This is a genomic window from Sedimentibacter sp. LTW-03 (assembly GCF_052059825.1).
GTDB lineage: Bacteria > Bacillota > Clostridia > Tissierellales > Sedimentibacteraceae > Sedimentibacter.
The window spans coordinates 3,338,333-3,361,765 of the sequence record NZ_CP197180.1; the positions used below are offsets into that span (position 1 = coordinate 3,338,333).

25 protein-coding genes and 1 other annotated feature are annotated in these 23,433 nt (G+C 34.6%); of the genes, 10 read left to right on the forward strand and 15 right to left on the reverse strand.

Going from position 1 to position 23,433, the window contains the following annotated elements:
* Nucleotides 1-116: 116 nt before the first annotated feature.
* Entirely contained in the window at nucleotides 117-773 is a 657-nt protein-coding gene (locus ACS3UD_RS16215) for a (Fe-S)-binding protein (protein WP_308138618.1), read from the forward strand.
* 12 nt (nucleotides 774-785) lie between these two features.
* Complete coding sequence (locus tag ACS3UD_RS16220) at nucleotides 786-1,337, forward strand: bifunctional transcriptional activator/DNA repair enzyme AdaA (protein ID WP_308138617.1); 552 nt, start codon at nucleotides 786-788, stop codon at nucleotides 1,335-1,337.
* A gap of 192 nt (nucleotides 1,338-1,529) precedes the next feature.
* Here ACS3UD_RS16220 and ACS3UD_RS16225 read toward each other — a convergent pair whose 3' ends face one another.
* From ACS3UD_RS16225 to ACS3UD_RS16250, 6 genes are all read right to left on the reverse strand, one after another.
* Entirely contained in the window at nucleotides 1,530-2,435 is a 906-nt protein-coding gene (locus ACS3UD_RS16225; protein ID WP_308138616.1) for an AraC family transcriptional regulator, read from the reverse strand.
* Nucleotides 2,436-2,525: 90 nt separating this feature from the next.
* A complete protein-coding gene (locus tag ACS3UD_RS16230; protein ID WP_308138615.1) occupies nucleotides 2,526-3,902 on the reverse strand; it encodes an MATE family efflux transporter in 1,377 nt (458 codons plus the stop codon).
* Nucleotides 3,903-3,907: 5 nt separating this feature from the next.
* A complete protein-coding gene (locus ACS3UD_RS16235; protein WP_308138614.1) occupies nucleotides 3,908-4,348 on the reverse strand; it encodes a MarR family winged helix-turn-helix transcriptional regulator in 441 nt (146 codons plus the stop codon).
* Between the two features lie 273 nt (nucleotides 4,349-4,621).
* Entirely contained in the window at nucleotides 4,622-4,801 is a 180-nt protein-coding gene (locus ACS3UD_RS16240; RefSeq protein WP_308138613.1) for an alpha/beta-type small acid-soluble spore protein, read from the reverse strand.
* A gap of 204 nt (nucleotides 4,802-5,005) precedes the next feature.
* Complete coding sequence (locus ACS3UD_RS16245; protein ID WP_308138612.1) at nucleotides 5,006-5,866, reverse strand: DMT family transporter; 861 nt, start codon at nucleotides 5,864-5,866, stop codon at nucleotides 5,006-5,008.
* Between the two features lie 344 nt (nucleotides 5,867-6,210).
* Nucleotides 6,211-8,499 carry a hypothetical protein gene (locus ACS3UD_RS16250; RefSeq protein ID WP_308138611.1) on the reverse strand — a complete coding sequence of 763 codons (2,289 nt, stop codon included), beginning with the start codon at nucleotides 8,497-8,499 and terminating at the stop codon, nucleotides 6,211-6,213.
* Nucleotides 8,500-8,725: 226 nt separating this feature from the next.
* Between ACS3UD_RS16250 and ACS3UD_RS16255 the strand changes: the two genes are divergently transcribed.
* The 7 genes from ACS3UD_RS16255 (at nucleotide 8,726) to ACS3UD_RS16285 (ending at nucleotide 14,034) form a co-directional block, all read left to right on the forward strand.
* Nucleotides 8,726-9,865: a SpoIIE family protein phosphatase gene (locus ACS3UD_RS16255; RefSeq protein WP_308138610.1), complete on the forward strand. Its 1,140-nt coding sequence runs from the start codon at nucleotides 8,726-8,728 to the stop codon at nucleotides 9,863-9,865.
* 84 nt (nucleotides 9,866-9,949) lie between these two features.
* A complete protein-coding gene (locus ACS3UD_RS16260; RefSeq protein ID WP_308138609.1) occupies nucleotides 9,950-10,246 on the forward strand; it encodes a hypothetical protein in 297 nt (98 codons plus the stop codon).
* Nucleotides 10,247-10,296: 50 nt separating this feature from the next.
* Nucleotides 10,297-11,058, forward strand: a complete 762-nt coding sequence (locus ACS3UD_RS16265) for a SagB/ThcOx family dehydrogenase (RefSeq protein WP_308138608.1) — start codon at nucleotides 10,297-10,299, stop codon at nucleotides 11,056-11,058.
* 66 nt (nucleotides 11,059-11,124) lie between these two features.
* Nucleotides 11,125-11,613, forward strand: coding sequence for a cysteine hydrolase family protein (locus tag ACS3UD_RS16270; RefSeq protein ID WP_308138607.1), 489 nt, complete (start codon nucleotides 11,125-11,127; stop codon nucleotides 11,611-11,613).
* Nucleotides 11,614-11,817: 204 nt separating this feature from the next.
* Nucleotides 11,818-12,408, forward strand: a complete 591-nt coding sequence (locus ACS3UD_RS16275) for a winged helix-turn-helix domain-containing protein (protein WP_308138606.1) — start codon at nucleotides 11,818-11,820, stop codon at nucleotides 12,406-12,408.
* Nucleotides 12,409-12,410: 2 nt separating this feature from the next.
* On the forward strand, nucleotides 12,411-13,649 hold the full coding sequence (locus ACS3UD_RS16280) for an MFS transporter (RefSeq protein ID WP_308138605.1): 1,239 nt from the start codon (nucleotides 12,411-12,413) through the stop codon (nucleotides 13,647-13,649).
* Nucleotides 13,650-13,821: 172 nt separating this feature from the next.
* Nucleotides 13,822-14,034, forward strand: a complete 213-nt coding sequence (locus ACS3UD_RS16285) for a ferritin family protein (RefSeq protein ID WP_308140076.1) — start codon at nucleotides 13,822-13,824, stop codon at nucleotides 14,032-14,034.
* 120 nt (nucleotides 14,035-14,154) lie between these two features.
* Here ACS3UD_RS16285 and ACS3UD_RS16290 read toward each other — a convergent pair whose 3' ends face one another.
* From ACS3UD_RS16290 to ACS3UD_RS16330, 9 genes are all read right to left on the reverse strand, one after another.
* Nucleotides 14,155-14,655, reverse strand: coding sequence for a shikimate kinase (locus ACS3UD_RS16290; RefSeq protein ID WP_308138604.1), 501 nt, complete (start codon nucleotides 14,653-14,655; stop codon nucleotides 14,155-14,157).
* Nucleotides 14,656-14,670: 15 nt separating this feature from the next.
* Entirely contained in the window at nucleotides 14,671-15,474 is an 804-nt protein-coding gene (gene aroE, locus ACS3UD_RS16295) for a shikimate dehydrogenase (RefSeq protein ID WP_308138603.1), read from the reverse strand.
* A gap of 14 nt (nucleotides 15,475-15,488) precedes the next feature.
* Nucleotides 15,489-15,773, reverse strand: a complete 285-nt coding sequence (locus tag ACS3UD_RS16300; RefSeq protein ID WP_308138602.1) for a chorismate mutase — start codon at nucleotides 15,771-15,773, stop codon at nucleotides 15,489-15,491.
* Complete coding sequence (gene aroC, locus ACS3UD_RS16305; protein WP_308138601.1) at nucleotides 15,758-16,858, reverse strand: chorismate synthase; 1,101 nt, start codon at nucleotides 16,856-16,858, stop codon at nucleotides 15,758-15,760. Before aroC ends, ACS3UD_RS16300 begins: the two co-directional genes overlap by 16 nt.
* Nucleotides 16,836-18,107, reverse strand: a complete 1,272-nt coding sequence (gene aroA / locus ACS3UD_RS16310) for a 3-phosphoshikimate 1-carboxyvinyltransferase (RefSeq protein ID WP_308138600.1) — start codon at nucleotides 18,105-18,107, stop codon at nucleotides 16,836-16,838. The genes aroC and aroA overlap by 23 nt, the downstream gene beginning before the upstream one ends.
* Nucleotides 18,108-18,127: 20 nt before the next feature.
* Complete coding sequence (gene aroB, locus ACS3UD_RS16315) at nucleotides 18,128-19,192, reverse strand: 3-dehydroquinate synthase (protein WP_308138599.1); 1,065 nt, start codon at nucleotides 19,190-19,192, stop codon at nucleotides 18,128-18,130.
* The gene (locus ACS3UD_RS16320) at nucleotides 19,189-20,055 is read right to left on the reverse strand and encodes a prephenate dehydrogenase (RefSeq protein WP_440977699.1); all 867 of its coding nucleotides are present in this window, start codon (nucleotides 20,053-20,055) and stop codon (nucleotides 19,189-19,191) included. Before ACS3UD_RS16320 ends, aroB begins: the two co-directional genes overlap by 4 nt.
* 11 nt (nucleotides 20,056-20,066) lie before the next feature.
* Nucleotides 20,067-21,080 (reverse strand): 3-deoxy-7-phosphoheptulonate synthase, encoded by a 1,014-nt coding sequence (gene aroF, locus ACS3UD_RS16325; protein ID WP_308138598.1) that lies wholly within the window; start codon nucleotides 21,078-21,080, stop codon nucleotides 20,067-20,069.
* 380 nt (nucleotides 21,081-21,460) lie between these two features.
* Nucleotides 21,461-22,546 carry a prephenate dehydratase gene (locus ACS3UD_RS16330; protein WP_308138597.1) on the reverse strand — a complete coding sequence of 362 codons (1,086 nt, stop codon included), beginning with the start codon at nucleotides 22,544-22,546 and terminating at the stop codon, nucleotides 21,461-21,463.
* 56 nt (nucleotides 22,547-22,602) lie between these two features.
* Nucleotides 22,603-22,857, reverse strand: a binding site (T-box leader).
* Nucleotides 22,858-23,165: 308 nt separating this feature from the next.
* Between ACS3UD_RS16330 and ACS3UD_RS16335 the strand changes: the two genes are divergently transcribed.
* Nucleotides 23,166-23,432, forward strand: coding sequence for a TM1266 family iron-only hydrogenase system putative regulator (locus ACS3UD_RS16335; protein WP_308138596.1), 267 nt, complete (start codon nucleotides 23,166-23,168; stop codon nucleotides 23,430-23,432).
* Nucleotide 23,433 lies beyond the last annotated feature (1 nt).

A 23,433-nucleotide genomic window follows, 5' to 3' on the forward strand; every position in this document is an offset into this window, starting at 1 on the left:
GAAAAATAAAAATTAGAAATCTAAAATCAAGAAGATTTTTAATTTATCACCTGTTAAAATTAAGTAGTAAATGAAGGTACCTTAGCTAAGCGCAAATTTAGACAGGAGGAAATATAATGATGAAAACGTATTTTAATCCGGGCTGTGCTTTGAGCATATATAAGCCTGAAGTTGAAAATAAAATTATAGAATTCTTGAATAAAAACTATGGGGAAGTTGAATTGCATAAAGTGTGCTGTCGTCATAACCCGCAGCTTAAATCAGGTTCGCTGATTATCAATGTATGTGCTGGATGCGACAGGCGCTTTAGAAGCTTATATGAGGGTATATCAACCATTTCTTTATGGGAAGTGCTTGATAAATTGGATACATTTCAATATCCTGACTACAAAGGTTTAGAGCTATCGGTGCATGACCCTTGTCCAATTCGTGAAAAGCCTCAAGTACATGAGGCAGTGCGTAACCTTCTTAAGAAAATGAACATTAATATTATAGAAGCAGAATTTTCAGGCACAAGATCGATATGCTGCGGAGATGACTTTTACCCTAAAATGCCTGTTAAAAAGGTTCGCGAAAAAATGAAAAAACGAGCAGACTCAATGCCTTGCGACGAAGTTTGTGTATACTGCGTTTCATGTGTGAAGTCAATGCATATTGGAGGGAAAAAACCTAGACATTTAATTGACCTTCTAATGATGGAAATAACTGAACCACAGATATATGATACTGTAAAATGGCACGAACAATTGCAAGATTATATTGATAAACACTAAGGGGTAGTTTCTATGACAAATGAAGAAAAATGGAAAGCGGTAATTAAAAATAATGCTGACAGTGATGGTAAATTTTTTTATGCAGTTAAAACTACAAGGATTTTTTGCAGACCATCTTGCAAATCAAAATCTCCTCTTAAAACTAATGTAGTTTTCTTTGATAATAAACTGCAGGCAATGGACGCCGGATATCGCCCCTGTAAAAGATGCCGGCCTGATCTTCTGGAGTTCTTCCCGACAGAGGAATTGACTCAGAAAGCTAAAGATGTGATAGATACGCATTTTGACGATAATGAAAAGCTTACAAAACATATTAAAAATCTGGGTGTGAACAAAAGCTACCTGAATAAATTATTTCTACAATCCTATGGTAAAACAATGACGGAATATCTGCGTTTTGTGCGGATAAAGAAAGCTAAAGAAATGCTGCTTGAAGGAGCAGCTATTGTTGATAGTGTTTTTGAATGTGGTTTTGGAAGTATGTCTGCCTTTTACTCGAACTTTAAAAAAGAAACAGGATATTCTCCAAAAAATTTTTTAGTAATAACAAAAAATAATTTATAAAATATAGGGTATAATTTTTACTACCAGAGATTAACAAGACAGCTTCTCGCATAAAGCTTTGATATGGTCAGAAGCTTCATAAAAAAGTTAGAGGTAAATAAATATGGAGAAAGTAAAGCTAACAATTAATTAAGCCATCAGCTTTACTACATATGCTGGTGGCTTGATTTATAATCTTGACTGTCTGGCTGCTTATTTAGCTATTTTTAGCCATATTTCCATGCTTGTAGTTTCCGGAGTGTGGCTTTTGTAGCGCTCTGCACCAAAAGGTTCTATTTGTAGATTGTGCTTTGGTAACCATGTGGAAAAGAGATATTGATTTGATTTGTGAAGCGCATCCATTACCAGCAATTCAAAGTTTTCAGCTTCAAATGAACATACAATATAGTCTCCCTTCGGCAGCTCCCAGTTAGCACAGCTGTTTGTGATTGCCGTTGTTTCTGCTTTTGCTCCTGCAAAATAATTAAAAAATTTTGTGTCAGTGCAGGGATAGGATACACCTATTTCCTCTGCATCTGCAGCAAGTCCAAGCTCAGCTGTCTTTTGATTATGAAATTTTCGCCAAAGTGTATCCAATGCGTTCACACCGGATTCGATTCCCAATCCTTCTACAAACTGAGCAGGCATCTTCTTTTTAAGGCCGATAAATTGGATTGGTTCTGTAAGTTGACGCCTGTTAATTTCAAGAACAATGCCATCAGTGATAAGCGGAACCCCCTCGTCAATGAGAGTATATCGTAGCAATAACTCTGGTTTGGTCATTCTGTTGAGTGTTTGCGGATTTTTACGATATTCGTCCGGAGTCATTCCAAAGGTATCTTTAAACGTTCTGGAGAAAAGTTTGTGCGATGAAAAGCCAAGCTCCAAAGCAATATCTAAGATACGCATGTCTTTTTGGCACAGTATTTCTGTTGCTTTTGCCATACGTCGCAGTTTCACATATTCTGCCACGGGTTTTTTCACTAATCGACTGAAAAGTCTTTGATAATAAAATGGGGAAAGTGCTGCTGTCTTTGCAAGGCTTTCAATATTAATTTCCTCGCCTAAATGGTCCTCAATAAATTCTATGGTTTGCTGTATTTGTTCCCATGCGTGCATGATATGCACCTCCTTTGAGAGTAGAATACCACAGAGGGTTAGATATCGCTTGACTGTGTATGCCCTTTTTATAACTGAGGTAAATTTATTTTAATAGAAACTCACTAATGAATTTAAACTCTTTTTAAACTGTACTGTAAATAAAATTGCTGTAAATATTACAGCGATTATATCGGCAACAGGCTCTGCCGCATAAACTGCCAACACCTGATTGTTCTTGAAAATCTGCGGCATTATATATATTAGCGGTATGAGAAGAACGAATTTTCTAACTACGGCAACAATTATTGAAGACTTAGCGTTTCCTATTGATATAAATGTCATTTGACAAGCAATCTGTACTCCAAATATAAACATAACAGTAAAATATGTTCTTATTGCGCTGATTGAAAAACTCATAAGCCCTGAGTTGTCAGTAAAAATACGGATAAAAAGCTGAGGGAACAGCATAATCATCAGCCATATGATTGTAGAAAAACCAAGGCTTATTTTTAATAAAAGTTTAAATGTGTCCTTTACTCTTTGGGAATTCTTTGCACCGAAATTGTAGCTTGAAATAGGCTGAGCTCCCTGAGCGAGGCCTTGTAGGGGAAGCATTGCAAATTGTAGAACGCTGACAATAATTGTCATGGCTCCCACAGCTACATCTCCTCCATGCTTCAGCAGTGAAGAGTTGAAGCAAACGGCAAGAAGGCTTTCGCTTGCGGACATAATAAATGATCCAAGACCTAAGGCAAGACTTGGCAAAATATAAATTGCTTTTAAGCGCATGTTTGACAGTCGTATTTTTAGTATGGTATTATTTCCGGTCAAAAAAAGTATTATCCAAACAGAAGATAAAAATTGCGAAATTATTGTTGCAAGTGCCGCACCGCTGACACCCATATTCAGAGCATATATAAAAATAGGATCTAATACTATATTTGTAATTGCACCAATCAACACAGAAATCATTGCTGTTTTTGCAAAGCCCTGTGCAGTTAAAAATGCATTCATACCTAATGTGGTTTGAACAAAAAATGTACCGATGGCATAAACGCTCATATATGCCGTGGCGTATTGAATAGTGTTTTCACTTGCACCGAACACCATTAAAATATCACGATTCCAAATCAACAGTACAATTGTTAAAATTATAGATATAATAATTTGAAATGTAAAACTGTTGCCGAGAACCTTCTCTGCTTCATCAACATCTCCTTCCCCCATCATAATTGAAGCACGGGGAGCACCGCCGGAGGAAATAAGCATGGCAAATGCAGTTATTATCATAATTATTGGCATACATACACCTACACCTGTTAGGGCAAGAGCGCCGTTATTTGGCATATGCCCAATGTACATACGGTCAATTATGTTATACATCATATTTATAAGCTGTGCAGTTATAGTTGGTATTGCCAGCTTTCGTAGAAGTTTTCCTATTGGTTCTTTGCCTAAAAATTCATTGCTGCTCTCAAGTTGCATTATGTTTACTCCTCATTAAGTCCGTTTATAGCATTATTAACTATTCTTTCATAAAATTTTTGGTGCTGATTTATTTCTTCTTCAGTAAAACCTGTATATAACTGTGAAAAGAAGTTGTTTTTTAATGAAACAAAAATTTCTTTAAGCATGTCTATATCTTTAATCACATTTAGATGAATGCGTCTGCGATCATTCTTGTCGGGTAATCTTTCCAAGTAACCTTTTTTTATTAGTGTATCAATGGTAATTGATACGCTTGCTTTTGGGAAAAAAAATAAATTGACTATGTCACTTGCTGTATCCTTATCAGGATTGTTAATAAGAAACATCAACACTCTCATTTCCGTCATATTCAACTCAAGTAGATCACAAGCCTGCTTTCCGTATTTTTCAAATAATCTCGTAATGGTTTGAAGACTCAAAAGTAATTCTGCACCGTTAATCATAAGTTTCACCTCAAATAATAGTTTAATAATAAACAGTTTATTTATGAACTATTATAATCTGATTGTTTTATTTGTCAATAGGAAATTGAATAGTAAAATTATACAAATGTGTAATTTGCATAAAAGTTTAATAGATGAGTAGTCTTGGATTGTAAGCTGAGTAGTTTATTACAATAGAAATACGAGCCGGATGTCATATAAAAAAACTATGATAGTATTTTATTACTATCATAGATAGAGTCCATGCCTTTTATGAGTGATCTTGCTTACCGTCTATTTAATTGACTGCCCTTTTTCGGCATATCCTCCAACATAACCGTTTTGCCTGGATGTCATGTTTGCGCGATTTTTTTCCTGAGGGTTTGCTATGCTTAGTTCTCTTGAAACTTCCATTTTAAATTGCTGTAATGCTTGTTTCGCTTCAGCAGATATTGAATTTTTTGGATTATTCATATATTTTCTCCTTTCATTTTATGCTGTTATTATTTGCATAGGAGATGAAATTAATCAAAAAATAAACTGTTTTAATATTATTGTAATATAAGTAATTTTACAAATTTTCATGGGAATATTCCTTTATTAATATAAGTTTTTATGCCCTCTGATAAAAATAAAATAAGGACCGACTCTTTATAGGGAAGGTCCTTGTTGCACTCACTAAGCTTCAACATGCCTGCTATTATATAAATACATGCTGACTGCGGAAAAGCATATAATAACATAGCCTAATACGCTGTGAAGATCCGGAATCTGTTGCAAAAAAGCAAAGCCTATTAATGCTGAGAATATAATTTGAGAGTAATCATATATGGATATTTCCTTGGCAGGAGCATAAAAATATGCCTTGGTTATCGCAAATTGTCCGACAGTTGCCATTATTCCAGCGCAAATAAGAAGTAATAGCTGGTTTAAGGACATTGGTGCAAATCTTCCCAGCATGAAGGGAATGCTTGCAATGCATGAAAAGCCGGAAAAAAACATAATGATGATTTTCTTTTCAACGCCTCTTTTTCCCAATAATCGCACCATTGTATAAGCTGCTCCGGCACCCATTCCGCCAAGTGCTGCTATTATTGCCGGAAAGCTGCTTATGTTTCCCGTAGGTTTTACTATAAAAACTGCTCCTAAAAAGGCGGTTAAAACCATTAATCCTTGGAATATAGTAATCCTTTCTTTTAAAATAAAATAAGAAAATATGATAACAAAAAACGGTGACAGCTTATTCAGCATGGAAGCATCTGATAAAACCATGTGATCAAGAGCATAAAAATTGCATATAATTCCTATGGTGCCGAATGTAGATCTCAAAATAAGAAACTTGTAATTCTCTTTTTTGATCTGTATTTTTTCTCCGTTTTTGATAAATATACTAAAAGTTACAGCAAAAGCAATAAGATTTCTGAAAAAGCTTTTTTGTATTGCCGGCAAATCTCCGGACAGACGTATAAATAGACCCATAAAGGCGAAAGCCAACCCCGCCAGTAAAATGTGAAAAATCCCTTTTGTTCTTGAATTCATTTGTTAACCTTTCATATGTTTATATATCCATGTAGTTTATGATTCAAAACTGTAGCCATTATATAATATAATTAAAGTTAGTGCAAATTAAATTGACGAATTCCCAAGTATTTAGGAATTGTTATAAAAGAAGAGTGTAACTTATTGATGCGCCATTGCAGCAAATTTAAAATTTAAATGTTAAACCGGTATTTTATTCACTGCCACGATGTAATGATATTGATGAATTCCTGAAAGTAACAAAAGAGATTTCTCAGTTATAATAACTAACTATATAAAATGCGGCTTGAACAATTTATTATAAGAAGGTGCCTAAGCATTTAGTATGTTAAGGCACCTTTTTCTTATTCCAGTTCAAAGCCTCCCCACTCAATTACTGTAAAGCCTTCCCGTGTAAATGTCTTAAGCTCTTGAGGGACAATATCGATAGGTTGGTTTAGAGGTTTGTAAACCATAAATATCCTCAATAGGCTGTCGGGCTTGGGAGTAATATTAAGCTTTGCGCTTTTTTCATAGGCGACTGTTTGGAATGTTATCAAATTATATTTGTTTTTATTCATTCGAGGTAGCCAGTACACGATAAAATCGTTTATTTCTTCGGAATTTAACCCCATGTATTGAAGCTTATTCTGCAAAAATTGTGAAGTGTCTTCTCTGGCAATAATAAATCCCTTTGACAGATCCCAGCTTGCGGTTCCTTCCCCTTCCCAGAATAAGTATGAATATTTCCTTCCATCGGCTTTATTTATCAAAGTTCCGTCAGGTTCAGCCGTAACATTCCAGCCGCCGTTGTAATCAGGATATGTGCATGTAAGCTCTCCGTTAAAATCAAGCCGTACAGAAACATCAGCTTTTTCTGCAGGGTATAAATATATTATGGGCTTTGCAAAATCTCCCAGAAACTTATATTCATAATATTGCTTGCCAGAATCGTATGTGCCAAGGTAATAGGAATCAACCAAGTCAGCAATATAGTAGCTGAGCATGCGTTCTGTCACAGGGATTATGTAAGGCTTTTCACCCGGTACAGCTACAGACATGGAATAATTATATAGACTAAAGGAAGAATCTTTCATATCCTTGCAATAGTCCTCCTTTATCCATCCTATAAGTGCCCAGTCTCCATAAATTGAACTGAATTCTCCCCATTTAAGCCTTGTAAATTCCTCGCCAAGGGATTCATCAAAAAAAGTTTCTTCTTCAAACACCATCGGTTCTCCATAATAATAGTAAGTGTCATGGGAGTCCTTGCTGAAGACCTCTGTGAATACAAGTTTGTCTCCTTCTAAATTAAACAGATAATCCGTATCGGAAATTTCACCGCTGTTTCTGTCCTTATAAGACATGTTGAACCATGCTTTACTGCCGTCATCGAGTTTTTTAATACCCAATCTGTTGCCAAGCTCATAAACCACTGTATGATAATTCCAGAGTGTATCAATATATACAAGATTATCTCCGTCAATGCGGTAAACATCCACATCTATTGTTTCAACACCATTTTCATCTTTCATCTGGTTCCAGTTATCTGGGTATTTGGAAACCATAACCTCAGGAGTTCCATCAAAATCAAGATCAAGAAGGGAGATACCTACAACAGAATCAGAAATTAAGGTATTATAATTTGAAGTTAAAATATTATATGCAGTCGTCATTTCACTGCTTTTGCCGCTGTTTTCTATAGTAAATTGCTGAGACAGTATTTTTTCGGCATCCTCAGAAATTAAATTGTATCCGCAAAGCTCGGCAGTTGAATTATATCCCGACACTGTTCCGTAGCTGCAACTAAAATTGTTGAACTGCAGGCGGGCATAAACATAATCTGCACCTAAACTTTCTAAATAACTTTCAATAGACTCATCAATTTTAGTAATTGTCAAACTGAGTGTGTCTGCCTCTATATCAATACCGTTAATCTCATATCTGCATAATTCACTTCTTGGGTGATATACAGGAATCCCTTTCATGTAGGCAGGGTCAATTATAACGTTGCAGCCATCTTGATTTTTTTTAATAAATCCGTACAAGGTCAAATTATCAATAGAATAACTGTACTTAATTTCTTTTATTTCCATATTAGACATATCAGAATCAGTGCATTCCAGAGATAATATCATATCACCATTCAAAATATTGTAGTCAGTTTTAAAAGATTCATCAGCCATGCCTTTATTTTTAAAATACAAATAATCCCTGCTTGCTATGGCAGTATCTATAGCACCAGTTCCGTATTCGATGTCAATTCCGTTGCAATATAGAGCCTGGCTGGAATTTCTTAAAATTTTGTAGTTGTAGTCGGAAACTGCAATTTCACAATCTGACAATCTAATAGACGATCCCAGATCGCCTGAAAATAACCATCGATTATCATCTCTCATTTCAAGATGAATGCTTTCAAGCTGTCCCTCTGTCAAATCCATAAGAGAAAACCTATTATCCACAGCATTTTCTTGGTTTTCAGGTTTTTCAGATTTCTCAGGTTCCACTGGATTTTCGGGTTCCTCAGGCATCTCTGGCTCTACGGATACATTTATGCCGGAATCATTATTGGTAATATCATCATTTGTTTTGTACGTATTTTTGCAGGATGTTAAAACAATACAGAAGATAAGTACAATAATTAATTTTTTCATAATTCACCTTCTTAAAAGTAGTTATATATATAATACCCTGACAATATTTATTTGTAAATGTTTCTTAAAAAAACAAAATATGGATAATAATTACTGAGGCTTATTTCAGCAGAAATGTTTGAAATACATTTATGACATTTAATTATCAAGTAGATAACAAAAGATATATGTGCTATAATCATAAGAAAGATAAAAAAATGACAATCACGTAAGACAGGAGGAAGCAATGACGGAGAAAAATTTTAATACACTGGAAATAAATGAAACTATAGCTTATATGATTGATGATCATTTTTTGGTTTGTAGCTTAGATGGAAGAATTATTTTCTCCAACAGGGCTATGCAGTCATATTTGGGCTATACTGACAATGAACTAAAACAAAAAAAATTTTTGGACATTGTTGCTGACTTTCAGATAAATAAAACTAAATCTTTTATTGCAGACACAACGGAAAAACCTTCTGAGCCGGAAGAATTATTATTAAAAGGCAAGCAAGGACATATTAAACTTCATGTAAGGACATTTAAAAAGAATAACTACATATATATTTACGGCAACGAAAAATATGCCGAGTATGAAAAAATACGTAAAAAGCTGGATGTTGAAATTGCAAATGCCATTAAAATTCATAAGCAGTCTCTTCCAGAAAGCCTTCCAAGCTCAGAAAATATCTCTTTTGCCTCCTTGTATATTCCGGCGCAGGAACTGGGCGGGGATTTGTTCGATGTATTTAAAGTAGACAACGGGTTGCTTAATGATTATTTTGAACAATATGTATGCTTTGCGGCTGACGTATCGGGACATGGACTTGACAGTGCAATGCTGGCTATTTTTGTTAAGGATACTATAAGAAGCTACTTTACACTAAAACATATACCAGGGCAGGTGCTATCACCTAAAGAAATTATGGAATTTTTTGTCGAGCAGTATATGAATGAAGGATATCCGGTAGAATATCTTGTCTGCATTTTTTTATCCGTATTTGATTTAAGGACAAATGAGCTGACTTATTGTAATGCGGGATTTCACATGTGTCCCGTACTTATAAGAAACAATGGATATGTAACAGAGTTGAACAAAGCAAGTCTCCCGGTTTCAACTGCAATAGGCACAGACTTGTACAAGTATGCAGACCAGTCTCTGCCCTTGTCTCCGGAAATGACGCTGTTTATTATGTCTGACGGACTGCCGGAGCAAAGATCAAACAATGAATTTTATGAGACCAGGCTTAAAAAGCTGTTTACTGAAATATATAAGCTGAAGCCCGATGACATAGTAAAAAAAGTCCACAAAGATTTTAATGATTTTCTAAAACTTGAAAAAATCAATGATGATATAACATTAGTTGTGGTAAAATTATCATAGATTTTAAACTATGTTAAATTAAGTTGTTCTAATGATGCAGAATTACAAAGTTATGATTTGTTCTTAAGAAGGAGAAAAGGTATTATGGAATCCGTTAGCATAAAACTTTTAACGTTGAGTGATATAGATCAGCTGTTTGAATTTGAAAAAGAAAATAGAGTATATTTTAAAAATATTGGATTGCCTAGAATAGATGAATATTACAACTATAATTTTTTTGTTCAAATTGTTAAAGAATTGGTTTGTGAACAAGATAAAGGTATGCACTATATGTACACGGTAGTAGATTCGGGAAAACAATTTGTCGGAAAGTACAATCAGTATATGCTACAACATGGAAAGTGGATAGATAGTTTGCTATTTGAAAAAATATTGGACTAAATAAAACTACATCATACTAAATGTAGGATTTGAACAATTGAGGAGGACATATGGAAAAAAATCAAGATGTAAAAAACAAAATACGCAGTAACAGAGAATTTATGAAAAGTACATTTGCTAAGGAAAGACACAAATCTGATCAGCAAAAGCAGCTTCCTCAGCCGCCTTTGACAAAAGCACCTATGAGCAATACTGCTATTAAACTAAGCAAAGAATTTTCTTCATTAATAAAAGAGCCTGATTATTTAAAATTGGTTCAGGAAAGAAAAACTCACCGTGTTTATAAAAATGAAAGCATAACTATTGACCAATTATCATTCCTGCTGTGGACTACTCAGGGAATTAAAGAAATAAGAGGAAATAATTATGCAACAGTTAGGCCAGTTCCGTCTGCAGGAGCAAGGCATGCGTTTGAAACATATTTGACGGTTTTAAATGTAGAGGGGCTAGAAAAAGGTATATATCATTACTTACCAATGGAACACTCCTTAGAATTTATTAAATCAGTTGACGAACTTGAAAATAAAATATCTGATAGCTTGAGGGGGCAGACATTTGCCGCAAAAGCAGCAGTTGTTTTTTTCTACAGCGCAGTTCCATACAGATGCGAATGGAGATTTCTTTTGGAATCACATAAGTTAATGCTGCTTGATGCAGGGCATGTAATGCAAAATTTGTATCTAAGCAGCGGAGCAATAGGCTGCGGAGCATGTGCGATGGCTGAATTTGATCAGGAATTAGTTGACAATTTGCTTGGACTTGACGGAGAAAATGAGTTTATAATATACATATCGCCTGTTGGAGTTATATAATGCAACAAGAAATATAGTGTTATATGCTTAACTATTCGCAGTAAATACAATTATTAGGAGAGTGTTATGTCAAAAACAGCATTTTTAATAGTGGATATGCAAAAAAATTGCAAAGAAGAAACATCTTGTAAAGCATCCTTTGAAAGGGCAGTAGAATATATTAATGAAATAAGTCAATATTTCCGCAAAAAAAAGTATCCTGTAGTAATTATACAAGATTTAGAATCAGGAGGACCGGAAACGGACGGCTTTAAATGTGTGGATGAATTAATAATATCAGATGATGATTTTTTTGTACATAAATCTTTTAACAATGCTTTTTGGAAAACAGAGCTGGATGCCATTCTTAAGAATGAAGGTGTGGACTGTGTTGTTATAAGTGGATTTGCTGCAGAGTACTGCGTGTTGTTTACATACAACGGCGCCATTGAAAGAGGGTATAACGCTTTTTTGCTACAAAAAGGCATAGCAGGATTTAATGATGATGAGATTAAACACATTCAGCTGCTGAGATCTGTTGTCAGCTATGATTCACTTGAATACTTTTTAAAATAAGCTCCAAGTACGAAGGAGCATGCATAAAAACGCAGCGTATTGAATCAAAGTATGCTGTAACACTTGGATTTGTGTCATTCGCAAATCCTTCTTTATTTGCAAAAAAATATATATCATAATAATAAGTAGAAAGTAGTAACATTTATATTGACGTTACATAAAATGTAATGTTATAATAAATGTAACGATATTGGGAGGTTGAATATGGAAAGAAAAAACTACATTGTACTTAGAACCGATAAAGAATTGAAGATTTTTATGTCACCTGTCAGACAAAAAATAATAAAAATAATGAGCAGAGAAGGCAGGTCGGTAACTTCTAAACATATCGCCGACAAATTGAACACTTCGCCATCTTCGGCACAGCATCATATTAAGCAGTTGGAGCAGATTGGAATAATCGAATTTGACCACAACGAAATTATAAACGGCATAACAGCCAGGTATCTTAGATTATCTGACAAGACTGTCAGCATAGGACAGGATTTAAATGATGGCTTATCACTGGAACGTGATGCTCTGGCAAGAAGCATTATAAATGAAACATATAACGGTTATAATGAGCTGATAACGTCAAAGAGAGAATTAATAAGTGAAGAGTACAGAAATGGAAATAGATTAGTAGATCAATTGACAGGCGTTGTTCATTTAACTACCCATGAGGCAAATGAATTGTTCAGCATTATAGACGATTTTATAAAAAAACATTCAAGAGCTTCAGACAATACTCACCCCTTTGAGTATGCTTTGATTGCATATAGATCAGATTTAAATGATAATGACAGGAATGGTTAATTATGAGATTAAACATATATTCTCTGATATTTTTCCTCAATTCATATATAAATGGCCTCATGGTTCCTATATTAAGTTTATTGCTTATGGATAAAGGCGCATCCATGAGTAATTTATCATTAATAATAGGCATGTATGCAGTTACCGTAGTTATTTTCGAACTGCCTACGGGAATAATGGCAGATATTGTTGGAAGAAAAAGGACGTTTTGTATATCATTGATTGTATCCTTGATAAGTTCATTATTTTTCTTATTTGGAAAGGGTATAGCTGCAATATGTATGGGAATTTTTATGCAGGGGCTTACCAGAGCAATATCTTCTGGATCGTTTGAAGCTCTGTTTATTGATTCATACATTGATTCATTTGGAAAGGTCGCATTGCATAAAGTAACCACAAGGATAAATGTACTGGATGCATTGGGATTATCGGCGGGAGCATTAACCGGCGGATTATTTCCTGAAATTTCAAAAAATTACTTTACATTATTAGGAACATACGATTTAAATATTATAATCAAAATAATATTAACGCTTACAGTTCTTATGCTTGCATTTATTTTTATTAAGGAAACAGCTGCAATAGAAACAGAAAAAAGAATATCATTAAAACAACATGTTAAAAGTAGTTCTGCATTTATATTAAAAAACAGGACTATTATTTGCATTTTTATTTCTGTTTTTTCAACGGGATTTTTACTCTATGCATTAGAGGTGTATTGGCAGCCTCATTTCATAACGCTGATGGGGGATGAAGGCTTTATGGCGCTTCTCGGCGTTATGGCATTTTTGTATTTAGCTGCGGCTATGGCAGGACATATTGTATCAGGTGTGCTAATTAAAAAGATTAACGCTAAAAAAATGTATTTAATTCTAAGAGTATTTCTGTCATTATCATTGATAATAATGGCTTTGCAATTGAACATTGCTTCTTTTATAGCGCTTTATGCATTGGTGTATTTGATTTTCGGTATGGCAAGCATACCGGAAGGTGTGATATTAAACGAAGAAGTGCCTAATGAAATAAGAGCATCCGTGTTATCTGTTAATTCATTGATTCTTCAGACAGGGGGATTAACTGGTTCGGTTGTGAACAGCATTATAATTAAACACACTTCAATACCTGTAGTGTGGATAATTTCCGCAGGGGTAATTGTAGTATCAATACTGCTGATATTTAAAGGCCTACTGTATAATCAGGCAAATAATAATGACAATCTTGTAGCAGTAAAAGATGAATAATAGTTTATAAAAATAATCACTTATGATTCTTCTTTTCAATTAACATTCAAGTAGATTATAAGAGATATTTATGCTATAATTTTAACAGGCATAAAACCGGAGATGTTTGGTTGAAGAAAACTATTATATTAAACCGGCAAGATACAAAACTTATATAAAGGATGGATGTTGTATGCAGCAGATACTGGAAGGAATTTTAGAAGCAATCGAGGACGAAATACGAGCTCAGAAACATTACCAAATGCTTGCTGAAAAAGCAGATGATCCAAAAGTTAAAAAATTTTTTGAACAATTAAAATCAGATGAAGAAAATCATGAGAAGGCTCTGAGAACCCGCTACGAGGCATTTGAAAAAATGATGAAGGCGGATAGAAGTAAAAGCTAACGTTATAAAGCATTTAAAGCAAACGGATACTGTTCTTTTGGATTATAATTTCTCCAAAGAACAGTTTTTTTAATATTTGATTGATTTAAGTTAAAGGTAGTCTGAAATACCAGAGATTTTTTAGATTTCATTTGCTACAAGCTTTGTGATTTGCTCTACGGCATGAGAAACTTCACGGTCGTTTATTACCTCAATATCACAATACTCCTTGTATAAAGGAAACCTTTCATTATACAGCTGGTATAATTTATTTTTTCCGTCTGCCAGAAGCGGTCTTATGTTTGTGTCAATATCTCGAATTATGTTGTCCAGAGGCCTGTTTAAAAATATCATGATGCAGTTTTCTTTAAGCATTTTGATATTTTCTTTTCTTTTTACAATTCCGCCGCCTGTGGCTATTACGTGGAAATTTAATTTGCTCAATGCCTTAGTGTGTTTTGTTTCAACATCTCTGAAATATTCTTCGCCTATTTGAAACATTTCCTTGATGGTTTTGTTTTCATTTGTCTCTATATATTTGTCCATATCTATATAGTCCATGTTCATTTTTTGGGATAGCATATAACCTACGGTGCTTTTGCCGCTTCCGGGCATTCCTATTATTACTATGTTTTTATTCATAATATAAATCTCCTGTTAAAACATATCTAGTATATTATCTATAACTTTTGCTTCGATTTTTGATTTGTTCCATATTTCTTGTGATTTAACAGCTTGTGCGGCAAGCATGTATAGTCCGTTTATTGCTTTTAAGCCCTTTTCTTTTGCTTCCTTTAGAAATAGAGTGTTTGGCGGATTGTAAATTAAATCTACAGCCGTGTTGAATTTGTTCAAAAGCTCTTTATCAAGCGGACTTTGCTCGGTTTTTGGAAACATGCCTATGGGAGTACAGTTGATTACCATAGAACAGCTGTATAATTTATTTAATTCATTGTACGTAATAATTTTATCATCCGGATATTTTTCTTTTGCCGATTTTGCATTTCTGGATACCAGAATTAATTCTTTTATACCGCTGTCCTTTAGATACTGCGTTACTGCTTTTGATGCACCGCCGGTACCCAGAACAACAGCTGTTTCATTTTCAATTTTCACACCTGCATGATCCAGCATCATTCCAAACCCATAATAGTCCGTATTGTATCCTGTGGATGCACCGTTTTTATCTATGCTCACTACATTTACGGCTCCGATTTTCGAAGCCTCTGGGCTGAGAAAGTCAAGATATTTAATTATGTCCAATTTATATGGTATAGTAACGTTTACGCCTTTATAACCAAGTGCCTTTAATCCGTTAACAACAAATTGTAAATTTTCTTTTTTTACTTCAAACAGTCCGTAATGACCGCTTGTATGAGTTTCTTCCATTATTTTATTATGAATTTGAGGTGAGAAGGTATGTCCAAGCCTTTCGCCTATTAAGCCATATAAATTTTCCATTAACAGATCCCTCTTTACAATATTTTAATTTCATTTTTTTGAATATCCTTGCAGGTATTCATAATTTGTGTAAAAACTTTTTCCATATAGGTTTTGTACTTCTCGTTTTCTAAATGATTCTTGCATTTTTCAATAACAATTTTTTCTCTTGCTTCATCTAATACCGGCAGATTGTGTGCTGCTTTATATTCTCCAACCTTCAACACTAAATTAAATCTCTTTTCTAAAAGTTTTACTAAATCAGCATCTATTGAATTAATTTCATTTCTTACTTTATTTAAATCTATTTTTGGTTCCATATTTCACCTTCCCTTTCCAATATTAAGTCGAGTATCACCAGTGCTGCAGCACCCTCAATAACAGGCAGTGCCCTTGGTACTATGCATGGATCGTGACGTCCTGATATAGTCAGTTCAGTGTTTTTCATAGATGAAACGTTAACGGTCTTCTGGGTAACTGCTATAGACGGTGTAGGCTTTATAGCTGTTCTGAACACTATGGGCATACCGTTTGTAATTCCTCCTGTTATCCCGCCGTTATTATTACTTTCGGTAATAATTTTGTTTTCCTTCATACAGTATGAATCATTTGCTTCTGAGCCTTTCATACTGGTTATATCAAAACCGGCTCCGAATTCTATTCCTTTGACGGCCGGTATGGAAAATATCATATGTGACAGCTTGCTTTCTACTGAATCAAAGAAGGGCTGACCAAGGCCTGCATCAGTATTAATTATAAATGTTTCTGCTACGCCTCCCACAGAGTCACCTTCATCTTTTGCTTTAAGTATCTCTGCCTGCATCAGTGCTGATTTTTCATCAGAAATAACGGGAAAATTCATGTTGCGCAAGTCTTTAAGAGTATTGGTTTCTATTTCAGAAATATCATCATCCTTAATCTTGCATATGCTTTTTATACGGCTGCCGATAAAAATATTTTTATGTTCCTCAAGTATTTGCATTGCAGCTGCACCGGCAAATGCCAAAGGTGCAGTTATTCTACCGGAGAAATGGCCGCCGCCTCGATAATCGCTGCATCCGGCATATCTTACAAACCCGGGATAATCACTGTGACCGGGTCTCATGGTATCCTTTAAAATATCATAATCCTTTGATTTCTTGTCTTCATTGTATATAATTGCGCATAATGGAGAGCCTGTTGTTTTATCTTCAAAATAGCCGCTTACAATATGGTATAAATCTTTTTCGTTTCTTAGAGTGGAAAGGCTGCTTCTTCCGGGTGCTCTGCGCAGCATCTGTTTTTTAATATAGTCGTGATTCAACCTGATTCCAGGCGGAAGTCCGTCTATAACCACGCCTATGGCTTCGCCGTGAGATTCACCGAAAATACTTATTTTTAATTTATTGCCGAACATCGAACTCATCTGACATACCTCCCAAAGCTTTATAATCATCCCAGAATGAAGGGTATGATTTATTTACAGCTGTATGATTTTCCAATATAATTTCTTTTTCACATTTTGTTGCCGCTATTGCAAGGGACATTGCAATTCTGTGATCATTCCAGCTGTTTACTGCGGCACCTCCTGCTAAACTGTTTAATCCTTTTATTAATAGTCCGTCTGGCAATTCCCTTATACTTGCTCCAAGCTTATTCATCTCGGTAGAGATTGCCCTTAAGCGATCTGATTCCTTTATTCTTAGGCGCTCCGCATTAATTATTTTCGTTGTTATTCCGTTTTTCAGCGATGCAAGCACTGCTAAAATCGGAACTAAATCCGGTATTTGAGATGCGTCAATTATGATTTCTTCATTGCTGCTTATTTCTATGTGCTTGTATTTTTCTATTATGTTTAGTATTTCCTTGTCTCCCTGTTTTGTGCTGCTGTCAAATCCGTTACATATCAAATCATTTCCGATTTCATGAGCTACAAGGAAAAAAGCAGCTTGCGACAGGTCTCCTTCAACTGTATAGTTTGCAGGCTCATACACGGAATTCCCATGAATTTTAAACTCCTTATAGCCATTGTTCACAATATTAATTTTGAAATTGCTTAATATATCAAGTGTTAAATCAACGTAGCCCTTTGATTCCAGTGGGCCTTTAATTTTAACCGTTGAATCACCGCTCAGCAATGGAAGAGCAAGCAGAAGTCCCGATATAAACTGTGAACTGATATTGCCTGAAACCTTGTAGCTGCCGCTTATTAGTGAACCATGCACAGACAAGGGGAGTAAACCGCCAGTTGTTTTATATTTGATTTTTTGTTCGTCAAATATTTTATAATAAACATCTAAAGGCCTCTCAACAAGCTTGCCGGAGCCTGTAAAAGTGCATTCTTCTGACAATATTGAGCCAAGGGGAATCATAAATCTTAAAGTTGAGCCTGATTCTCTGCAGTCAATATGAGTCGTTTGTATTTTATCGGTTTCCCTTTTTATACGCAAGCTGTATGTACCGTTGCTGTTCTCAAATAAGTTTATTTTTGCACCGAGACTTCTCATGCCTTCTATGGTAGCCTTTATATCCTCTGATAAAACAACATTGTCTATTAAACTTTCGCCACTGCTGCATAAAGAAGCGCATATTATTGCTCTGTGGCTTAAGCTTTTTGATGGAGGTGCTTTTATTTCTCCTTTAAGTTTAGAAGGTTTTATCGTTATGCTGTTCATTTGTATTCTCCTGCTCAGATTTACTTTAGGAAGTTGTTTATATTTTTAACAGGCATTTGCGCTATATAAGCTTCACCTATTTTTTTCAATAAAATTAAGTTTATATTCTCTGAAATATTTTTTTTATCTAAAAGAATTGTTTCCTCTATATAATTCATGTCAATGTTGGGGAAACTGTAATCTATACTGAAGTTTGTCAACAGATTTTTTACTTTTTCAGATGTTCCCGGTTCGGTATATCCGAGAGCCTCGCTTTTCTGTGTTATAAAATACATACCTGCTGCCACCGCTTCTCCGTGAGTGTATGTCTCGTAATTATAGTATTTTTCAACAGCATGACCTAATGTGTGGCCGAAATTTAATATCATTCGTATCCCGGTATCTCGTTCATCTTGTTCAACTATTTCTCTTTTAATATTGCAGCATGTGAAAATGATAGTATCAATATTATTTAGTAATTCTTCTTTAGATTTTATGCGCATCAATAATTCATAAAGCTCTGAATCTTTAATGCACGCATACTTTATTACTTCTCCCAGGCCGTCCTTGATAAATTTATCAGGAAGAGAATTAAGTACCTCGGGGTCTATAAGAACTTTTTTCGGATGGTAGAAGCTTCCGACTAAATTCTTGCCCTGCTCCAGATTCACAGCTACCTTTCCGCCTATACTAGAATCAATTTGTGCTAAAAGGGAAGTTGGAATTTGCACATAGTCTACACCTCTCAAATAGGTTGATGCAGCAAATCCGCCTAAATCGCCTACAACTCCTCCTCCCAAAGCAATTATCATGTCGCCTCTGGTTATTTTTGATTCCAGCAAGCGGGTATATACACTTTCGAGCACTGTCATGGATTTGCTTTTTTCGCCGGGCTCCAGTATAATAAAGCTCGCATTAAAACCGCAATGTTCTAATGAATTTTTTACTAGCTCGCCATACAATGAATATACATTTTTATCTGTAATAACAGCAATTCTATTCCCGCCATATAGTTTTTCTATTTCAAACCCGATATTATTAATAATTCCTTTTTCCATCATTATATCATATTTTTTTGTCTGAAGGGTTACATTTAGTACTGTCATATATTCATCTCTTTTCTTCTTGCTCTGCTTTTGTTCATGAAAAATTCCAGGCTGTTTCTATCGTTGCACTTAATAACATTATAGATGTCAGTTATGTCTGAAATAAAATTACTGATCTCATTTAATATATTATCCTTATTCTCCAGTATCAGTTCACTCCATAGCTGAGAATTAATGTCTGCCACTCTTGTAGCATCCTTAAAGCTTCCGCCCACGCATTGAAAATTATTGTCAAGACTTGCATTGTTCATTAACGTGCATGCTATAATATGAGGAAGCTGACTGGTGAATGCAATTTTTTCATCGTGTGTTTGAGGTGACATTTCAATAATTTTATTAAAGCCTATGCTTTTTATTATTTGCTTTAACATTATTAAAGAGCTGTCCGAGGTGTTTTTGCTTGGGGTCAGAATGTATTGTGCATTTTTAAAAATATCGGCATCAGAATGGTTGTAACCTACTAACTCCCTTCCTGACATGGGATGCCCTCCTATAAATTCAAGGTCATCCCTCATTATGCTTAAGATATCTGAAACAATTTTGTTTTTCATCCCCATAGTATCTGTAATAAGCGCATTTTTCTTAAAAGATCTCATGTTGTTTTTCAAAAAATCCATGGTGGCATTAGGATATGTGCATAATATTACCAGATCGGAATGCTCGAGAGGATACTGCGGTTCTGTATATCCATTGTCTATTACGCCTGATGATTCAGCTTCATTCAATGCATCTACATTTATATCAATTGCCCATAACTTGTTGGTTTTTATGTTTTTTCTTATAGCTTTGGCATAAGAACCTCCGATTAAGCCTATCCCAACTATGGTTATATTTAAATCAGACATGGATTTCAATTTCAACACCTCTCTAACCTTTATATAGCTTTGTTTTCTATTTCAGCAATTAGTTTTAACTTTTTCATAATATCATCAAATCTGTTTGGTTTAACAGACTGACTTCCGTCGCACAATGCATTTTCAGGGTCATTGTGAACCTCAATTATTAGTCCGTCGGCTCCTACAGCAACAGCTGCTTTTGACAGTGCTTCCACCATCCACCATAAGCCAGTTGCATGGCTTGGATCTACAATTACAGGTAAATGGCTAAGCTTTTTAATTGCAAGTATTGCACTTAGATCCAATGTGTTTCTTGTGTATTTTTCGAATGTTCGTATGCCTCTTTCACACAATATTACATTTTCGTTGCCACCGGCTAAAATGTATTCGGCAGACATAAGAAGTTCTTCTATGGTTGAGGATAGTCCTCTTTTCAGCAGAATAGGTTTATTAATTTTTCCAAGTTCTTTCAGTAACTCAAAGTTTTGCATATTTCTGGCACCGACTTGAATGATGTCAACATCCTCTACAAAGTCATCAAGAAATTCTGTTGACATAATTTCTGAAACAATAGGAAGGCCGGTTTCTTTTTTGGCGTATTTCAAAAGTTCAAGCCCATGTTTTTTCAGTCCTTGGAAGCTGTATGGTGAAGTCCTAGGCTTAAAAGCGCCTCCTCTTAAGAATCCTGCTCCAGATGCCTTTACGGATTTTGCTATGGATAAAATTTGTTCTTCACTTTCAACAGAGCATGGCCCGGCTATTATTGCCAATTTATTACCGCCTATGGTTTCATTACCTACTTTTATTTCTGTGTTGTCCGGGTGAAATAATCGGTTAGCTTTTTTGTATGGTTCCTGTATGCGAATTACGTTATCGATAATTCTGTTTTTTTGAAATACGCTTTGGTCAATGTTATGGGTGTCTCCGACAATACCTATAATTCTGTAATTCATTCCTATCGACTCGTGTGGTTGGCAGCCCATGCTGCAGATTTTCTCCTTTATTGAAGAAATTTCCTTTTCAGTTGCAAGTTTGTTAATAATTAATATCATTTTTCTGTCCTCCGATTTGTATTTTGTCCTAAATAAATAAAAAGAGCCCTATAAAGGACTCTCCAATAATTTCTTATAAGATGAGAAAAATTTAAATTACCTGAGATAAAACAGGCAAAGCATTTTTTATCAAAATGCCGGCATTAATCCTTTATAAATATATTTATGCAGTTTTTTTATATAACAATAAAAGTAATAATAATAGTAATAATTACTCTGATAACGGCTATATAAATTAGTTGCATAAAAGTTATTTATAAATTCCATTATAAATTTTCTCCTTCAAATATCGTTTAAGCTATTCTAACACATAATTTGAACTTGTCAATAAAAAATTTATAATTATTAATAATTTTACGCAGTCAATACATGCCGCATGTTTAGTATTTAAAGCTACCCAGAATTTTAAAAAATGGGAGTTTTTGTTCAAGCTGACAAAGAATAGTTTGTATTCTTTTGTCTAAGATATTTCCCTCGAAATCCAAATAAAACAAGTATTTCCAAGGACTTCCCAAATCAGGCCTAGAGTAAATATATGATAAATTTATGTTGTAGTAGGAAAACAGAGCCAGAGCTTTATCAAGTGTTCCTATTTCATGAGGTACCGTAAATACTATGCTGATTCTATTATGGCTTTCGTCAGCAATCAGGTATTTTGATATTGCCCCGAACCTGGTGTAATTATGTTTTGAATTAATATTATTCTCAAGGATTTTTAGACCATAGTTTTCAGCTGCTTCAGGCGAACAAATACATGCAGCACTTTTGCTGTTCATTAAATATATTTTTTGAGCCGCAACTGCCGTGTTTGTTTCATTTATTGCCTTAAACCCGCGTAAGTTTATATAATCCTTGCATTGCATGATTGCCTGAGGATGTGAATACACAACTTCTATGTCATTAATGCAGGAGTCCATGGTTCCTGCAATGCAGTGATCCACCTTTCTGATGTAATTATAATTTACATATAAATCATATCTCAATAGCAGATCATAAACGTCAGTAACGTAACCCGCAGTTGAGTTTTCCACAGGTACGATTCCAGCTTCAGCATTTCCGTTGTGAACATCTTTAAATACATCCTCAAATGTTGATTTATTAATGTAATTTTTATTTTTAAACAGATTTTTTGCCGCTCCTTCTGAATATGAAAAAGGCAGGCCCTGATAGCAGACATTATCAATTTCAATTGGATCAGTAGTATAATTAACAGAGCATTTATTATTATGTCTGCTTCTTTTATATCTGTAATTGCTGTCCAAAGACAATAAGTTGTCAAGAAAATAATTATATTCAATAGAGTATTTATTGTTGGTTTCATTATTTTTGACGGAAGTTATTTTGTCTGAGACGCTGCTTTCTGCTGAAACAATTTGATCTAATAAAGACATTCGCTTTTCAAATATATCTTTCATTAAATCATCATATTTATTCATTTCAGCAACTAAATTACTATATTGTGTCATATCTTACCTCCATTCTTTATAAAATAAAAAACCTTCCGCCTCCATATTGTTAACAATATAGGGACGAAAGGTTAAAATTCAACTGTTCCGTGGTACCACCCAAATTCGGCATATGCCGCTCTTTTTTCGAATACGAGATTATAATCCGATATTCTATCCTTGTAACGCAGGAAGTACGCTCAAGCTTACTTAATTCAGCCGAGTGCTCAAGAAGGAACTTCAAAATGATTATTCTAATATTCGCTTGCAGTCAATGGCGAATACTCCCTGGTAGCTTCTTCAAATTTACTTTCTTCTGTCATAGCAGTTTTATTATTGAGTTTTTAGTATGATATTACTAAAATTATGTTTTGTCAATAGTTTTTTTAAAATACTTTGCATGTAGAATTTATTTTGGCGATATGGCAGAGTACTATTCGAATTCAATAAAACATTTGAAATTTTTTTAACAATATGTGATATATTGGTTGCAAAAAAAAATTAAATCTAATATAATTAAATAAATAGCTGTATCTGACACCGAATACGGGATATGAGGTGAAAGGCCGGGCAAGTACATGATTAATTGTGGAATTCTGCGCCTTTTTGGCGTTTTTTTTATTATAAACGGAGGGTTAACATGGAAACAAGAGTTGCTATTATAGGAGTAATTGTAGAAGATATTGATTCGGTTGAGAAACTAAACGGAATTCTGCATGATTACAGCATGTATATCATAGGTAGAATGGGAATTCCATATAAGGAAAAGGATATTAGTATTATTAGTATTGCAGTGGATGCGCCTAACGATGTAATCAGTGCCCTTTCAGGCAAGCTGGGGAAATTGCCGGGAGTGAGCAGTAAAGCAGTATATTCTAAGTTCCCTGCAAAAACGAGCGATGGATAGG

Coding starts and splice junctions, on each gene's coding strand:
- ACS3UD_RS16330 (WP_308138597.1), bottom strand. CDS start 22,546: ATGACACAATATAGTAATTTAGTTGCTGAAATGAATAAATATGATGAT.
- ACS3UD_RS16280 (WP_308138605.1), top strand. CDS start 12,411: ATGAGATTAAACATATATTCTCTGATATTTTTCCTCAATTCATATATA.
- ACS3UD_RS16250 (WP_308138611.1), bottom strand. CDS start 8,499: ATGAAAAAATTAATTATTGTACTTATCTTCTGTATTGTTTTAACATCC.
- ACS3UD_RS16220 (WP_308138617.1), top strand. CDS start 786: ATGACAAATGAAGAAAAATGGAAAGCGGTAATTAAAAATAATGCTGAC.
- aroB (WP_308138599.1), bottom strand. CDS start 19,192: ATGACAGTACTAAATGTAACCCTTCAGACAAAAAAATATGATATAATG.
- ACS3UD_RS16240 (WP_308138613.1), bottom strand. CDS start 4,801: ATGAATAATCCAAAAAATTCAATATCTGCTGAAGCGAAACAAGCATTA.
- ACS3UD_RS16275 (WP_308138606.1), top strand. CDS start 11,818: ATGGAAAGAAAAAACTACATTGTACTTAGAACCGATAAAGAATTGAAG.
- aroE (WP_308138603.1), bottom strand. CDS start 15,474: ATGGAAAATTTATATGGCTTAATAGGCGAAAGGCTTGGACATACCTTC.
- ACS3UD_RS16225 (WP_308138616.1), bottom strand. CDS start 2,435: ATGCACGCATGGGAACAAATACAGCAAACCATAGAATTTATTGAGGAC.
- ACS3UD_RS16245 (WP_308138612.1), bottom strand. CDS start 5,866: ATGAATTCAAGAACAAAAGGGATTTTTCACATTTTACTGGCGGGGTTG.
- ACS3UD_RS16215 (WP_308138618.1), top strand. CDS start 117: ATGATGAAAACGTATTTTAATCCGGGCTGTGCTTTGAGCATATATAAG.
- aroA (WP_308138600.1), bottom strand. CDS start 18,107: ATGAACAGCATAACGATAAAACCTTCTAAACTTAAAGGAGAAATAAAA.
- ACS3UD_RS16300 (WP_308138602.1), bottom strand. CDS start 15,773: ATGGAACCAAAAATAGATTTAAATAAAGTAAGAAATGAAATTAATTCA.
- ACS3UD_RS16260 (WP_308138609.1), top strand. CDS start 9,950: ATGGAATCCGTTAGCATAAAACTTTTAACGTTGAGTGATATAGATCAG.
- ACS3UD_RS16265 (WP_308138608.1), top strand. CDS start 10,297: ATGGAAAAAAATCAAGATGTAAAAAACAAAATACGCAGTAACAGAGAA.
- ACS3UD_RS16255 (WP_308138610.1), top strand. CDS start 8,726: ATGACGGAGAAAAATTTTAATACACTGGAAATAAATGAAACTATAGCT.
- ACS3UD_RS16235 (WP_308138614.1), bottom strand. CDS start 4,348: ATGATTAACGGTGCAGAATTACTTTTGAGTCTTCAAACCATTACGAGA.
- ACS3UD_RS16285 (WP_308140076.1), top strand. CDS start 13,822: ATGCAGCAGATACTGGAAGGAATTTTAGAAGCAATCGAGGACGAAATA.
- aroC (WP_308138601.1), bottom strand. CDS start 16,858: ATGAGTTCGATGTTCGGCAATAAATTAAAAATAAGTATTTTCGGTGAA.
- ACS3UD_RS16335 (WP_308138596.1), top strand. CDS start 23,166: ATGGAAACAAGAGTTGCTATTATAGGAGTAATTGTAGAAGATATTGAT.
- ACS3UD_RS16290 (WP_308138604.1), bottom strand. CDS start 14,655: ATGAATAAAAACATAGTAATAATAGGAATGCCCGGAAGCGGCAAAAGC.
- ACS3UD_RS16270 (WP_308138607.1), top strand. CDS start 11,125: ATGTCAAAAACAGCATTTTTAATAGTGGATATGCAAAAAAATTGCAAA.
- aroF (WP_308138598.1), bottom strand. CDS start 21,080: ATGATATTAATTATTAACAAACTTGCAACTGAAAAGGAAATTTCTTCA.
- ACS3UD_RS16230 (WP_308138615.1), bottom strand. CDS start 3,902: ATGCAACTTGAGAGCAGCAATGAATTTTTAGGCAAAGAACCAATAGGA.